The following is a 14,251-nucleotide window of genomic DNA, read 5'->3' as shown; positions in this document are numbered from 1 at the left end:
GGTATTTAAATATTGTTAGCGCCTGAAAATAGACAGGTGCTTTATAGAATATTCAGGCGCTGAGCGTTGCGACGACCAGTTCATGGTCGGAAATCGCAGCGCCGTCCTTGTCGACGGCTGCGATGGTTTGCGGTTCTTGTGCCGTGAAACCACGCGTGAAAATCCAGTCCAGCCGGGCGAAAGGCGGTTGCGGCGTTCCATCCGGGCGGATGCGCTGCGTCTGCGCAAAATCATTGGCCGCGTCCCAGTCATAATCCTTTTGGGTGAGCGCATCGAATAGCGGTTCGAACTGGGCCGGGTCGCGGGTTCCGTCCGGTAGGACATTGGTGTTGAAATCGCCGCCGATCACCACTGGCAAATCTCCGGCCAGCTTGTCGATAGCGTCGAGCAGGCGAATGGTCTGGCGTGCACGGTCTTCCGCGTCGCTCTTGCTTTCGAGATGGGCCGCGACGGCAACAATTGATCCGCTCGCGGTTTCTATGCGGGTGGCTATTGCCATGCGGCTGCCGAAGCGACCCTGACCGTCGGTTTCGTCGGTCCACCAGACCCCGCCGTCGTCCAGACGGATGAGCGCGGCATCAAGCAAAGGCAGGCGGCTCAGCACCGCATTGCCGTGAAAGCCGATAGAATTCGTCTCGTGTTTGTGCCATTCGCGTTCGCGTGGATCGCCGAGACCCATTTCGACAAACTCGACGCCATAAGCGTAGGACATGCCCAGATCGCGGGCGAGGTCGGCCACCGTATGCCGGTTGCCAGAACGGGCCATGCCGATATCGGCTTCCGTCAACAGCACGATATCGGGCTGGTGCGCGGCGAGAAGTGCAACGGAGCCGGTGTGATATTTGAGGCGTTCCGCATTCCATGCGGCGACCGACAGCATGCCGGTCTCAGCGGCTGGCGCTGTGGCTTCATGCAGTCTGACCTCAACAGACGACAAGGCGGGGAGTTGTGCCGCCAGCCGCTCATGTTCTTCCATCGTTGGCGCTGCCTGTCGCGCGTCCTCCCAGAAGGATGAGGCCGGCACGTCAAGCGCTTCGACGGTTTGCGTCACGATGGACTGATCATTGCCTGCGCGGGTGGAAAAGTGCGGGTTCGTGAAGAAAGACTGAAAGTTCATCGCTGTTCTCACGCAAATGTGGTGGTCTTGGCTTTAGCCGCATTGTTCGCGGCGGCGGTGTCGATCAATGCGCCGGTTTCAGCCGAATAGAGGTGGATCGCCTGCGGATCAATCTCGATGCCCACTCGTTCACCGGTTTTGAGATCGGCTGCTTCGGTCAGTGCGATGGCAAAGAGCGTCCCGTCAAGATCAGCGTGAACCACGCGGCTTGCCCCCAGCTCTTCAACAAAGTCGATGGTGGCAATCAGTGCGCCCGGCTTTTCCGCCGAGACGAGGCGTGTCGATTCGGCACGAATGCCAAGCACCACACGCTGTCCCGCCAGCATGTTTACTTTCGCGGGCGGCACGGCAACCGACTGGCCGCCATCGAGAACCAGAATGCCGTTGTCGCCGACCTTGCCTTCCAGCAGGTTCATTGACGGCGTGCCGACGAAATTGGCCACAAAGCGGCTTGCTGGCCGGTGATAGACCTCGGCGGGTGTGCCCACCTGTTCGACCTTGCCCGCATTCATGACGATCATCCTGTCGGCAAGCGTCATGGCTTCGTGCTGATCATGTGTCACGAAAATCGACGTCGCACCGAGCTTGCGGTGCAGCCGACGAATTTCCGAACGCATCGCGATACGCAGTTTCGCATCGAGATTGGAGAGCGGTTCGTCAAACAGGAACACCTTTGGCTCGCGGATCATGGCGCGGCCCATGGCGACGCGCTGACGCTGCCCGCCTGACAATGCAGCGGGTCGACGATCCAGAAAGGCTTCCAGTCCGAGGGTTTTGGCCACCTCGGCAATGCGCTGGTTACGATCGGCCTTTGAAACGCCCGACACTTTGAGCGCATAGCCAATGTTCTGCGCCACGGTCATGTGGGGGTAGAGGGCGTAGTTCTGGAAAACCATGGCGCAACCGCGTGCGCGGGGTTCCATCTGGTTGACGACCGTGCCGTCAATCGCGATTTCACCGCCGGTAATTTCTTCCAGCCCGGCGACCATGCGCAGGAGCGTGGATTTCCCGCAGCCCGACGGGCCCAGAATGACGATGAATTCTCCGGATTTGATTTCGAGATCGACGCCGTGAACGACTGCGTTTTTGCCGTAGCTCTTCTTTACGCCGCGAATGGAGATCGGTGCCAAGAGAGTATCCTTTATTTCTCGGTGGAGATAAGGCCGCGCACGAACCAGCGTTGCATCAGAATGACGAGGATCAGCGGTGGCGACATGATGATGAGAGTTCCGGCCATGGCGACATTCCAGTCGGGCAGGCCGAATTCGGAGGGAATAAGTGTCTTGAGCTGCGTGACGGCGATGCCGAATTTTGGATCGGTGGTAATCAGCAGCGGCCAGAGATACTGGTTCCACGCCCAGACGAACATGATCGTGAAAAGCGCGATCATGTTGGGCCGCGACAGGGGCAGCAGCACATCCTTGAAAAAGCGGATCGGGCCTGCACCGTCCATCTTGGTTGCTTCGGCAAGTTCATCCGGGACAGTGAGATAGAACTGGCGATAGAGGAAGGTGCCGGTGGCCGTTGCGACCAGTGGAAGGACAAGGCCGGTATAGGAATTCAGCAGACCCCATTCGAGCTTGATTTCAATGCCGAAGAGATACGCGAACAGCCATGAAATACCGGTATAGTCGAAGATCGTCTGGAACGGCTGCAAGGCGTTGGCGGCAATCGAGTAGGTGGGCACAATGCGCACTTCAAGCGGCAGCATCAAGGTGATGAAGATGATCCAGAAGATGAACTGGCGTCCGCGAAAGCGGAAATAGACGATCGAAAAGGCCGCCATTGCCGAAAGGATCACTTTTCCCGCCGCAACAGCGGCGGCGAAAATAAGGCTGTTGAGCAGCTTGGTGCCGAGATCCGCACGCGCCCATGCGGTCTGGATATTCTCCCAGAAATGGGTGCTCGGCGTCAGTGGCATAGGTACTGTGTTGACGGCTGCAATGTCGAGCGTCGATGCAATGATGACGATTGCGAATGGTAGCAGCGCGATGATGAGCCCGAGCACCAGGATCGCATAACAGATGAAATTGAAGACAGGAGTGCGTTCGATCATGATCCGGGCCTCACTTGTAATGTACGCGCCGCTCGATGAAGCGGAACTGGACGATGGTGAGCAGGATGACGAGGAGCATGAGGATGATCGACTGTGCCGCAGCGCCGGAATAATCGAGGCCCTTGAAGCCGTCGAAATAGATCTTGTAGACCATCAGTTCCGTGGCGCGGGCCGGGCCGCCCTGAGTGAGAACATCGACGATACCAAAGGAATCCTGAAAGCTCTCGGTGATGTTGATCACCAGCAGGAAGAAAAGGGTCGGCGTCAGCAGTGGCAATTGGATATCCCAGATGCGGCGCATCGGGCCTGAGCCATCCATAGCTGCGGCTTCGATGAGCGGACGCGGAATGCCCTGAAGTGCTGACAGGAAGAAGATGAAATTGTAGCCGATATATTTCCAGGAAAAGGCGACGATGACGGCGATCATCGCATCCTTGCCGTCGAGGGCCGGGTTCCACAAACCGGGCCACACCTGGTTGATGACCGAAAGAAGCCCCGCTTCGGGAGCCAGAATGAAACGGAACGCCAGTCCGAGAGCAGGAGCTGCAATGGCGTAAGGCCAGATGAAAACCGAGCGATAAAGCTTGTTGCCGCGCAGTTCGCGGTCGGTGATCAGAGCCAGAACCAGCGCGATGCCCATGGCAATCGACGTCGATGCGAGACCGAAAATCAGGCTGCGGGTGATCGCGCCCCAATAGATCGGGTCTTGCAGCAATTGTACGAAATTATCGAAGCCAACCCACACATTGCCGCCGCCCCATGGCTGTTCCAGCGTGAAGGCCCAATAGAGTGCCTGTGCGCTCGGCCAATAGAAGAAGACAAAGATGAGAAGCAGCATCGGCAATACGAATAGAAGGCCGATTGTTGTGGAAGAAAAAGTGACGCGCTTTTCCATGGAAGGTCATTCGCTTTCCTCGGCGCTGGTATGGCAGCAGCCGAATGATAGTGCATGCAACGAAGCTGATCGGCGCAGAACGCGCCGATCAGGCTGTGGTTTGAACGATCAGGGAAGCTGCGCGCCCTTGTAGGTGCGCTCAAAGCGACGGAGAATCTGGTTGCTGCGTTCTGCCGAAGCATCCAGCGACGCCTGAACGTCTTCATTGTTGATGAAGATCGCCTGCAAGCCGTTGGCGATTTCCTGGCGAATCTGCAGAAGGCCGCCGAGACGGATGCCATGCGGCGCAGGATCGTTGGCAGGCGAGGCGGTCAGGCTCTTGATGGCGAGTTCACGACCGGCATAGGGAGCCTTGTCGTAGAAGCCCTGCTTCTGGAGATATTCGAAGCCGGAATTGCGCACCGGAATATAGCCGGTAACGGTCGACCAGGTGAGGGCTTCCTCAGGCTTGGCGATGAAGTTGAAGAAGGCTGCGGCAGCCTTATATTCGGCTTCCGACTTGCCCTTCAGCGTCCAGAGCGAAGCGCCGCCGACGAAGGAACTCTTGCGTTCGGTGCCTTCGTAAACCGGAAGCATTGCGACGCCCCAGTTCATGCCTTCCTTGGCCGTGCGGCCGATATTGCCGTGATCGCCGACCGAGGTCATCATCGTCTGGCAATCACCAGCCGAGAAAGCTTCGATAAAGGTCTGGCCGGTGGCCTTGGACTTGATGACGGCTTCGCCGGAATCGTACCAGCCCTTCAGTTCCTTGATGAAATTGACCAGCTTGCCCTTGTTGAAGGTCATCTCAGCGTCAAGGCCTTCATAGCCGTTGCGCTTGCTGGCAATCGGTTCGCCATGCACGGCTTCGAACTGTTCGACGAGTTGCCAGACTTCGTTGTTGGAAATGTCGAAGCCGAACGGGCAGGCATAGCCGGCAGTCTTTAGAGCCTTGAAATCGGCTGCCGCTTCTTCCCAGGTTGCAGGCGCGCGGTCCTTGCCGATTTTGGCGAAAGCGTCCTTGTTCCAGTAGAACAATGCGGTCGAGGAGTTGAAGGGGAACGAATACATTTCACCCTTGGACGTCGCGTAATAGCTGGAAATGCCGGAGAAATAGTCGTTCCAGTCGACCTTGTAGCCCATATCGGCCATCAGCTTGTTCGCCGGATAGTAGGCGCCCGAAAGCATGATGTCGAGCGTGCCTGCATCCGATACCTGCGCGATCGTTGGCTGCTTGCCTGCGCGGAATGCGGCAATCGTGTTCTGCAGCGAGGCATCATAGGTGCCCTGCGTGGTGCAGACGACTTCATAGTCGTTCTGGGACTTGTTGAACCGGTCGCACTGTTCCTCGACGCGCTTGGCGATATCGCCGGAATTGCCGAACCAGAAATCGATCTTGGTCTTTTCGGCGGCAGCCGGACTTGCAAGGAAAGCGGTAGCGATAACTGCGCCGATAGCGCTGAAAACCTTGGTCTGCATGAGAACCCTCGATATTGAGACGCGCATCTTTTTGAGCGCACGCCCTAATAACGATTCCGAAAGCAGTCCTCCAATGAAGTTTATATGAATATTGTTCGGCGAAATGTATCGGTGAAAGAATGTAGTTTTCTGTATAATTCTGATTAAAATTACAGTTATCTACATATAACTGTCACAAATGAATTTCTATTCGGTCATTTATTGGCGTTGATTTCCAGTGGGCGGCATATATAGCGTATTTTCCGAGGGCGCCCGATCATTTGTCGGCTTTATATTTCGCACAGGTTTGACGAGTCGCCCACCGCACATCACATGGTGCGTGATTTGCGCCAAACTGCCGGCTTCTGGCGAGGCGCAGTTTGGATTTCACGAAAGCTGGTCGCAAAATTAGCGTCTGCAAAAGAAAATGCCTGCGTCAGTAGGGAATTTTGCTAAATACCTGCAAAACAATGAAAAATTATAAGCTGAACTCTGCCGCGGTTTGTTTAAAAAGGCAGAGAAAGGTTGCAACGCTCACTGTTCGTCATCTGATTGTAACAGAAGTAGGAGAAGCATCCGGCCATTCCGCAGTTCGTTGGGGGACAACGAGCTTTGGTTTTTGTGTTCAAGAGGGGTGAAATATGGCGGGTTTGGCTATCGGCACTGTCGGGAAAATGTTTTGCGCGATGCATATGCAGCGCATGATGTTGCTCGCATGCGAGAGAGTTGCACGCGGCATGTAGCCGTTGCCGTCATCTGCATGGGTCCAGACGGACTGGTCTTCTGAACGGCACTGCCGGGGCGAAGATAGCGCAGAAATCCTTCAAACAGCGTTCCGGATTGCCGGGACAATGAAAATCTGAAACTCCCGCAGAAGCGGGGGCTGGATGATCTGCGGCTAAAGCTTGGTGTTGCAGATTTCCAACGGTCTACCAAGAAGTAACCTGCTGTATCTTGTTAGGAAAAAACGCCATTGACTAACGAAACCATCAATGAAAATCGTATTATGCAATCGTAAAAAACGACTCGTAAAAAAATCGAAACTTCAATCCACTTGATCCTGGAGGTCAGAAATGAACATCAAGAGCCTTCTTCTCGGCTCCGCTGCAGCCCTGGTTGCAGTTTCCGGTGCACAGGCCGCCGACGCAATCGTTGCGCCGGAACCTGAAGCAGTTGAATATGTCCGCGTTTGCGATGCTTACGGCGCTGGCTACTTCTACATCCCGGGCACCGAAACCTGCCTGCGCATCAGCGGCTACGTCCGTTACGACGTAAAGGGCGGCGATGACGTCTACACCGGTAGCGACCGTAAGGGCTGGGACAAGGGCGCTCGCTTTACGCTCCGCACCCACACCGCTTCGGAAACCGAACTCGGTACCCTGAAGACCTACACCGAAACCCGCTTCAACTACGGCGCCAACAATTCCCGCGACGACGGTGAATACGGCTCGACCAACAGCGGCGTTGACTTCCGTATCGGCTACATCCAGCTCGGCGGCTTCAAGGTCGGTATCGATGAATCCGCATTCCACACCTTCACCGGTTACCTCGGCGGCGTCATCAACGATGACGTGATCGGCGCAGGCAGCTACACCACCGGTCAGATTTCGTACACCTACAAGGGTGGCAACGGCTTCTCGGCTATCCTGGCTGTTGAAGAAGGCGGCACGGGCTACGTCATCGACGGCTACACCCCGCACATCCTCGGCGGTCTGAAGTACGAAGGCGGCTGGGGCTCGATCGCTGGTATCGCAGCTTACGACTCGGTCATCGAAGAATGGTCTGCCAAGGTTCGCGGCGACGTGAACATCACGGACCGTTTCTCGGTTTGGGTACAGGGCGGTTACGCTTCGGAAGAATCCCCGCTGCAGAACTACGGCCAGTGGGGCGGCGATTGGGCTGTCTGGGGTGGCGCGAAGTTCAAGGCAACCGACAAGGCTGTCTTCAACATTCAGGCTGCACACGACGATTGGGGCAAGACCGCAGCTACGGCTAACGTTGCTTACCAGCTCGTTCCTGGCTTCACCATCACCCCGGAAATTTCGTACACCAAGTTCGGTGGCGAATGGCGCGATCGCGTTTCCGAGAAGGACGCTTGGGGCGGTATCGTTCGCTTCCAGCGCTCGTTCTAATAACGGGTATGAAGATCGGATATCGGGGCAATCCCCGATATCCAAACAAGCCTCGCCCAGGCTCATGTGCGCAGCAATGTGTCGAGTCGTCTGACGAAGCTTGAGAATACCGGCTGATAATAATGTGACCTCCAGTCCATTGTTATTGACAGGCGACAGGTCTCCGATCTGTCGCCTGTTTTTTATTGTGGCGTCTGCTTCCCTCTTTGAGGCGCGCTATCCCGGGTCGAGCGAAGCCGCTCCCCGGTCGTTAAAGACATACCGCTGCCCCTGAAAATCGCTGTCGCCTCCTGTCTTCACGCGCTGATCACATTGGCGTGCCCATGCGTGAATGGAACTCCCGCGCGTAGTGTTTCCTGTTATAAATTTGTCATGGAGGATTTACCGCGCGTGAACATCATCGTGACAGCACCCAAGACGGACGGAACAGCGACGCAAACCGGTTTGAGCAATCTTCAGGTGGAGGTTGCTCACAAGATGCTGACGCTCATCACCAAGGAGCGCTGGCAGATCGGTGATCGCATTTCCGATGCTGCCATTGCGCGCGAACTGCATGTTTCCCGCTCCCCGGTCCGGCAGGTTTTGCATCTTCTGGTGCAACGGGGAATTGTCGCGCAGGCGCCCAACCGTGGTTATCTGTTGCAACGTTTTCCCGAGCATGATGAGCTGTCGAACGAAATCTTGCCGCCGTCCGATTTCGAGGACCTCTATCACAGGCTGATGAACGCCCGCGCGTCCGGTGCAGTTGGCCTTGAAATTTCGGAAGCTGCCCTTGCCGACCAGTTCGAAGTAACGCGCGGCACGGTACGCCGGACATTGATGCGCTTTGCCGCCGAAGGGCTGGCCGAGCGCTTACCCGGCTATGGCTGGCGCTTCGCGGAAACGCTCGATAACGAACATGCCGTTCATGAAAGCGATTCTTTTCGGATGGTCATCGAATGCGGTGCGCTGACGCAAGCCGATTACAGCCCGGTGCTGTCCGAGCTTCAGGAGCTGAAAAAGACGCAGATCGAGATACTCGAACGCTCGATATCCGATTTTCCTGATGGCTACTGGTTCGACGTCAATGCGAACTTCCATGAAACGCTGGTGTCATGGGCGAATAACCGGTTCCTCACTCAGACAATCCGCTGGCAGAATCATCTGCGGCGACTGACGGAATCCTGCGAAGTTGATCGTCTGTGCGACGCGCGCATTCATCAGGCTTGCACGGATCATCTGGAAATTCTTCAGGCCATTGAGGCCGGGGATTTCGAATTTGCAGCCGCGCTGTTGAAACGGCACATCGCCCGTCCATCGCATGACGGCGTATAATTCCATATCGCAATTTGGATATTAAAAAGGACCGGGATCTGAAGCGATCCCGGTCCTTTTTGCTTTAGATCTTTGCCGCCTGCACAAAGCGCGGGTCGAAAGTCTGCGCGAATGAAATATCCGCGTTGGCAAGCTCCGGATCGAGCGCCTTCAGCATTTCATAGAGACTTTTGAAACCCTCTTCGGCAATCAGGCCTTTTTCGGAATACATGGCGCGGGATTTCTCGAAGCCGGTTTTGTAGAGTTCACGGTCGCCGAGCAGATATTCTTCCGGCACAGCGTCGGCCACGTCGTCTGCCGAAGCCTTGTGAATCCAGTCCAGCGATTTGGCGAACGCATTGACGACGCGCTGCGTGGTGATCGGGTTCGCATCAATAAAGCTCTGCTGCACGTAAACCGTCGCAGCCGGATTGGTGCCGCCAAACAGCTGGCGCGTGCCTTCCTCGGTGCGGGTGTCGATCAGCAAGGTGATGTCGCCATCGACCTCGAGACGGGTGATGACCGGATCGAGATGGACCAGAGCGGCGATTTCACCCTTCTTGATGGCTGCAACCGCGCTCGCACCGCCGCCAACGCCGATGATGGACGCGGCGTCTTCCGACAGACCGTTCTTCATCAATGCATATTGCAGAAATAGCGAAGTCGATGAGCCTGGCGCCGTGACACCGACATTCTGGCCTTTCAAATCGGCAATGGTCTTGATCTCGCCTGCGAGGTCCTTGCGCACGCCGATGCAGATGCCCGGAAAACGTCCAAGCTCGCAGATTGCCTTGATGTCCTGGCCCTTGTTCTGCATACGGATCGTGTGTTCGTAAGCGCCGGTCACGACATCCACCGAACCGCCGATCAAGGCTTGCAGCGACTTTGCGCCGCCGCCGAAATCGTTGATGGTCGCTTTCAGGCCCTGTTCTTCAAAGAAGCCTTTGCGCTCGGCAATCGTCAGCGGTAGGTAATAGAACAGCGGCTTGCCGCCGACACCGAACATCAGTTCGGGCTTTTCTGGCGTTGCCGATGCATCCTGCGCATAGGCAGGCAGGCGGGAAGCAATGCCGGCCAGCCCAAGAGCTGCGGCGCCCAGCAGGGCGTCTCTGCGACTAATCTTCATGATTTTCCTCCTAGTAAGAATTCATGCGCCGTTATGCGTTGTGGGTTGCCGCTTTCGGACGCCAGACAAGCAGGCGTTCCTCGATGATGGTCACGCCCCAGTCGATGATCAGAACGAAGACAGTCAGCACGAGCATTCCGGCAAAAACGCCGGTCACGTCGAACACGCCTTCGGCCTGATGAATGAGATAGCCAAGACCGGCGGATGAGCCGAGATATTCACCCACAACTGCGCCGACGACGGCAAAGCCGACGGCGGTGTGGAGGCTCGAAAACATCCACGACAGGGCTGATGGCAGGTAGACATTGCGGAGCAATTGCCGTTCGTTCATGCCAAGCATGCGGGCATTGGAAAGCACGGTCTGGTTCACTTCCTTCACGCCCTGATAGACGTTGAAGAAGACGATGAAGAAGACGAGCGAAACGCCCAGCGCAACCTTGGACCAGATGCCAAGGCCGAGCCAGAGAGCGAAAATCGGTGCGAGAACAACACGTGGCAGGGAGTTGGCGGCTTTCACATAGGGGTCGAAAACAGCTGCCAATATGGGCTTTCGCGCAAACCAGAAGCCGATCAGAACACCGGCAATCGAGCCGATGGCAAAGGCCAGCATGGCTTCAAGCAGCGTGATGCCGAGGTGATACCAGATCGTGCCTTCGGCGAACCATTTATAGATGCGCAAGGCAACATCACCCGGCGCGGCAAAGAAGAACTTCGCCTTGGCCGGGTTGCCGAAAAGATGCGTGGCGGTGAAGACGTGCCACACGAGGACAATGGCGACAGCGACACTGAGCTGCGCCAGAAACAGCACAGGCTTTTTCATGCGCGTTCTCCACTTGTCTGCTGATAGCCTTTGAGGACTTCCTCCTTCAGCGCACCCCAGATTTCACGGTGAATTTCGTGGAACTGATTGTCGAGGCGGATTTCAGAGATTTCGCGGGGGCGTTCGAGCGGAATGCGATATTCTGCCATGATGCGTGCGCGCGGACCCGCAGACATGATGACGACGCGGTCGGCAAGGGCGATGGCTTCTTCCAGATCGTGCGTGACGAACATGACCGCCTTCTTGTCCTGCGACCACAGGTCGAGCAACAAATCGCCCATGATGACGCGGGTTTGTGCATCGAGCGGACCAAATGGCTCATCCATCAGCAGATATTTAGGGTTGCGGATCAGCACCTGTGCCAGACCGACGCGCTTGCGCTGGCCGCCCGAAAGCATGTGCGGATAGCGATCGCCGAAGCTCGAAAGCCCGACGCGGGCAAGCCATTCCTGTGCCTGTCTGCGGGCTTCGGCCTTGGCCGTGCCAGCAATCTCAAGGCCGATGGCGACATTGTCGAGAACGGTCTTCCAGGGCATCAGCGCGTCCTGCTGGAAGAGATAACCCGCCTTGCGATTAAGCCCCTGCAGGCGCTGGCCGTTGATCTCGACGATGCCTTCGGCGGGTGTCAGAAGACCAGCAACTGCGTTCAGCAAGGTGGATTTTCCGCATCCGGTCGGCCCAACAATGGCGACGAACTCGTTTTCCGCGACCTTGAGATTGCTTTCGGCAACCGCATCAAAGCGACCGCCATCGGCCAGCTTGAACGATATCTGTACATTCTTCAGCTCGATGGCCGTCGTACCGGGTTTGCTCGATGGTGCGAGCTTCACTTCGGCGTTCATCGGCCTCTCTCCTTGGGAAGCCGACGACGCGCCTTGCCGCAATAATGCATATTTCACTCCTCCGAGGGCGCAGCTTCAGCGATGGGGGTTGGACAAGACGGCCAGTACAGGAATGCCTTGCGGGTCGCGAATGAAGCGCGCAAACGTTTGTTTCAGCCCTTCCTATACCGGTCATGCAACAAGGCGCAATGGAAAGCCGACTGCGCTTTGCATTATATCTACATAAATAAGTCTATACGAAATAATATTGCCCTCTGGCAACGCGCCGCAAATTGGCTACTGCTCATTGGTCTCAAGAGACAGCGAGCGCATATGAGTGATCTTGCAGATCGCCTCTTCCGCCTTCGGGTACTGGGCTTTAAAGTCCTCTGTTAAAAAAGCTGTCCGGCGACGTTGGGAGGAGCTAGGCGTGACGCTTCGATATCAAATTCTGGCACTGGCGATTGTGCCTTTGATCGTTGCCATCCTGACGGTCACGGCCTTTATCACTTGGCAGTCGGCCAATCTCGTGCAGAGCAGCATAGCGACCTTTGAAAAAAACATGCTGAAGGCGAAGGAAACCGAACTCCTGAACCTTACCAATCTGGCGCTGTCAGCAATCCAGAAAATCTACGACGAGGCCGGTCCTAACGACACTGCGGCCATGCAGAAGGTGACGAGCATTCTCACCTCGCTCGATTACGGGCGCGACGGCTATTTCTTCGTCTATGACTATGATGGCAATAATGTCGTTCATCCGCGCCAGACCTTTCGTCCCGGCCAGAACTGGCTCAATCTGGTCGATCCCGATGGCGATCATGTCATCGCCAACCTGATCGACAAGGCGAAGCAGGGCGGGGGGTTGCACCAGTATAAATGGGAAAAGCCATCAAGTGGCGAGACAGCCGACAAGCTGTCCTTCGCGGTCGGGCTCGACAAATGGAAATGGATGCTCGGAACCGGCGTCTATCTGGATGATGTCTATGCCCAGACGGCGGCAGCCAATGCCGATTTTCGCGCCAATATCCGCAACACCTTTCTGGTGGTCAGCCTCATCGCCGTGCCTGCGGTCATGCTGGTTTTCGCAACATGCATGTTGTTGAACCTGCGCGAGCGGCGCATGGCGGACAACAAGCTCAAGGAACTTGCCCAGCGCATCATCGATACACAGGAGGAGGAACGAGCCCGTCTGGCGCGGGAACTGCACGACGGCATTTCGCAAAATCTGGTCGGCGTGCGCTATGCCATCGATCTGGCCAGCCGCCAGGTGCATACGGGCAGTGACGGTGCGCCGAGAGCCATTGAGAAGGCCTCGGATGTGCTGAACGGCGCGATCAAGGAAGTGCGGCGACTATCGCATGATCTGCGACCGCGCATTTTGGACGATCTGGGCATGACGGTGGCGCTGAAAGCGCTTTTCGAGCATTTCGCGGAAAGGACAGGCATTGAGACCCGTTTTGAAGCCGACACGCTGCGGGTCAATTTGAAACCGGAGCCGAGCACGGCGCTCTATCGGGTCGCGCAGGAAGCGCTGACGAATATCGAGCGGCATTCGGGCGCCAGTGCGGTGAAGGTGCGTCTCCGGGATTCGAACGGGCGCGTGACGATGACGGTGGCCGACAATGGCAATGGTTTTGCCGGTCACGATCTGAAAGGTGCAACATCGGGGCTTGGCCTGCGAAATATGCAGGAACGCATGGCACATTTCGGCGGTGTGCTCTTGGTGGAAACCGGCAGCGATGGTACGCAGTTGACCGCGCGCCTGCCGCTTTCGGCAGTCGAAAGACCGATGACGAAACCGCCAATGTCGAAGCCGCCACTATTCAATCCGGAAGTCGCATGACGAAAGAATGCAAGATACGCGTATTGCTGGTCGACAACCACCCTCTGGTGCTCGACGGATTGCGCGCTGTGCTTGAAACCTATGACGACATTGAAATTGCGGGCGCGGCCTCGAACGCACGTCTGGCGCTGGAAATGGCGCAGACGGCCAAGCCAGATGTCGTGCTGATGGATATCAATATGCCTCTTCTCAACGGCATCGACGCTATTGAATTGTTCAAGCGACAACTACCGGGCACGCGCATTTTGATGCTCTCCATGCATGACAGTCGCGAGTATATTTCGACATCGATCATGCGGGGCGCTTCGGGCTATGTGTTGAAGGATGTTTCGACGAGCGAAATTGTCGCTGCCATCCATGCCGTTGCGTCGGGTGGAACCTATTTCTCGTCCGGCGTTTCGGAAGCACTTCTCGACAATGCCGAGAAGAAGGCGGAAGGCCTGTCATCGCGGGAAAACGATGTTCTGGTTCTGGTTGCCGAAGGCAGCAGCAACCGCGAGATTGCTTCGACGCTCGGCATATCGGAAGCAACAGTCGAGACTCACCGCAAGAATATTAAAAAGAAACTCGGCATTGCCAGCACTGCTGGCCTTACGCGCTATGCTATCGAAAACAGGCTCAGTATAGCCGGGCAGTAAAATAGACCATATTTTGGACATTTCGGCGGTGAATCGCCCCTTGCTTACCCACTAGTGGGTATCGTGCGCCGCT

At 56.4% G+C, this 14,251-nt stretch carries 12 protein-coding genes; 4 read left to right on the top strand and 8 right to left on the bottom strand.

Translation table 11 applies throughout. The features are described from left to right. Positions 1 to 52 precede the first annotated feature (52 nt). The 5 genes from FGI60_RS08840 to FGI60_RS08820 all read right to left on the bottom strand — a co-directional run bounded on the left by FGI60_RS08840 (position 53) and on the right by FGI60_RS08820 (position 5,526). Positions 53 to 1,117: an endonuclease/exonuclease/phosphatase family protein gene (locus FGI60_RS08840; RefSeq protein ID WP_138784868.1), complete on the bottom strand. Its 1,065-nt coding sequence runs from the start codon at positions 1,115 to 1,117 to the stop codon at positions 53 to 55. Positions 1,118 to 1,125: 8 nt separating this feature from the next. Next, positions 1,126 to 2,247: a sn-glycerol-3-phosphate ABC transporter ATP-binding protein UgpC gene (gene ugpC, locus FGI60_RS08835; RefSeq protein ID WP_138784867.1), complete on the bottom strand. Its 1,122-nt coding sequence runs from the start codon at positions 2,245 to 2,247 to the stop codon at positions 1,126 to 1,128. A gap of 11 nt (positions 2,248 to 2,258) precedes the next feature. Further along, positions 2,259 to 3,173 carry an ABC transporter permease subunit gene (locus FGI60_RS08830; protein ID WP_138784866.1) on the bottom strand — a complete coding sequence of 305 codons (915 nt, stop codon included), beginning with the start codon at positions 3,171 to 3,173 and terminating at the stop codon, positions 2,259 to 2,261. A gap of 10 nt (positions 3,174 to 3,183) precedes the next feature. Next, positions 3,184 to 4,068, bottom strand: coding sequence for a carbohydrate ABC transporter permease (locus FGI60_RS08825; protein WP_138784865.1), 885 nt, complete (start codon positions 4,066 to 4,068; stop codon positions 3,184 to 3,186). A gap of 108 nt (positions 4,069 to 4,176) precedes the next feature. Beyond that, the gene (locus FGI60_RS08820; RefSeq protein WP_138784864.1) at positions 4,177 to 5,526 is read right to left on the bottom strand and encodes an extracellular solute-binding protein; all 1,350 of its coding nucleotides are present in this window, start codon (positions 5,524 to 5,526) and stop codon (positions 4,177 to 4,179) included. 1,052 nt (positions 5,527 to 6,578) lie between these two features. Here FGI60_RS08820 and FGI60_RS08815 point away from each other — a divergent pair. Together FGI60_RS08815 and FGI60_RS08810 are read left to right on the top strand one after the other, a co-directional pair. Continuing rightward, the gene (locus tag FGI60_RS08815; protein WP_138784863.1) at positions 6,579 to 7,637 is read left to right on the top strand and encodes a porin; all 1,059 of its coding nucleotides are present in this window, start codon (positions 6,579 to 6,581) and stop codon (positions 7,635 to 7,637) included. A 390-nt stretch (positions 7,638 to 8,027) separates the two neighbouring features. Next, positions 8,028 to 8,951 (top strand): GntR family transcriptional regulator, encoded by a 924-nt coding sequence (locus FGI60_RS08810; RefSeq protein WP_235889770.1) that lies wholly within the window; start codon positions 8,028 to 8,030, stop codon positions 8,949 to 8,951. 64 nt (positions 8,952 to 9,015) lie between these two features. Here FGI60_RS08810 and FGI60_RS08805 read toward each other — a convergent pair whose 3' ends face one another. The 3 genes from FGI60_RS08805 to FGI60_RS08795 are packed head-to-tail and all read right to left on the bottom strand — an operon-like array spanning position 9,016 to position 11,718. Further along, on the bottom strand, positions 9,016 to 10,056 hold the full coding sequence (locus tag FGI60_RS08805) for an ABC transporter substrate-binding protein (protein WP_078336766.1): 1,041 nt from the start codon (positions 10,054 to 10,056) through the stop codon (positions 9,016 to 9,018). 31 nt (positions 10,057 to 10,087) lie between these two features. After that, positions 10,088 to 10,876, bottom strand: a complete 789-nt coding sequence (locus tag FGI60_RS08800; RefSeq protein WP_078336767.1) for an ABC transporter permease — start codon at positions 10,874 to 10,876, stop codon at positions 10,088 to 10,090. After that, complete coding sequence (locus FGI60_RS08795; RefSeq protein ID WP_138784861.1) at positions 10,873 to 11,718, bottom strand: ABC transporter ATP-binding protein; 846 nt, start codon at positions 11,716 to 11,718, stop codon at positions 10,873 to 10,875. The genes FGI60_RS08800 and FGI60_RS08795 overlap by 4 nt, the downstream gene beginning before the upstream one ends. A gap of 409 nt (positions 11,719 to 12,127) precedes the next feature. Between FGI60_RS08795 and mctS the strand changes: the two genes are divergently transcribed. Then, complete coding sequence (gene mctS / locus FGI60_RS08790; protein ID WP_138784860.1) at positions 12,128 to 13,540, top strand: two-component system sensor histidine kinase MctS; 1,413 nt, start codon at positions 12,128 to 12,130, stop codon at positions 13,538 to 13,540. Next, on the top strand, positions 13,537 to 14,178 hold the full coding sequence (gene mctR / locus FGI60_RS08785) for a two-component system response regulator MctR (protein ID WP_138784859.1): 642 nt from the start codon (positions 13,537 to 13,539) through the stop codon (positions 14,176 to 14,178). Before mctS ends, mctR begins: the two co-directional genes overlap by 4 nt. Positions 14,179 to 14,251: the final 73 nt, after the last annotated feature.

It is taken from the genome of Brucella haematophila (genome assembly GCF_005938105.1).
In the GTDB taxonomy this organism is placed as follows: Bacteria; Pseudomonadota; Alphaproteobacteria; order Rhizobiales; family Rhizobiaceae; genus Brucella; species Brucella haematophila.
This window is presented reverse-complemented; position numbering and strand designations above follow the sequence as displayed.

Excerpts from the sequence above, each read along its gene's own strand:
- FGI60_RS08840 (WP_138784868.1), bottom strand. The coding sequence starts at position 1,117 with ATGAACTTTCAGTCTTTCTTCACGAACCCGCACTTTTCCACCCGCGCA.
- FGI60_RS08830 (WP_138784866.1), bottom strand. The coding sequence starts at position 3,173 with ATGATCGAACGCACTCCTGTCTTCAATTTCATCTGTTATGCGATCCTG.
- FGI60_RS08825 (WP_138784865.1), bottom strand. The coding sequence starts at position 4,068 with ATGGAAAAGCGCGTCACTTTTTCTTCCACAACAATCGGCCTTCTATTC.
- FGI60_RS08820 (WP_138784864.1), bottom strand. The coding sequence starts at position 5,526 with ATGCAGACCAAGGTTTTCAGCGCTATCGGCGCAGTTATCGCTACCGCT.
- FGI60_RS08815 (WP_138784863.1), top strand. The coding sequence starts at position 6,579 with ATGAACATCAAGAGCCTTCTTCTCGGCTCCGCTGCAGCCCTGGTTGCA.
- FGI60_RS08805 (WP_078336766.1), bottom strand. The coding sequence starts at position 10,056 with ATGAAGATTAGTCGCAGAGACGCCCTGCTGGGCGCCGCAGCTCTTGGG.
- FGI60_RS08800 (WP_078336767.1), bottom strand. The coding sequence starts at position 10,876 with ATGAAAAAGCCTGTGCTGTTTCTGGCGCAGCTCAGTGTCGCTGTCGCC.
- FGI60_RS08795 (WP_138784861.1), bottom strand. The coding sequence starts at position 11,718 with ATGAACGCCGAAGTGAAGCTCGCACCATCGAGCAAACCCGGTACGACG.
- mctR (WP_138784859.1), top strand. The coding sequence starts at position 13,537 with ATGACGAAAGAATGCAAGATACGCGTATTGCTGGTCGACAACCACCCT.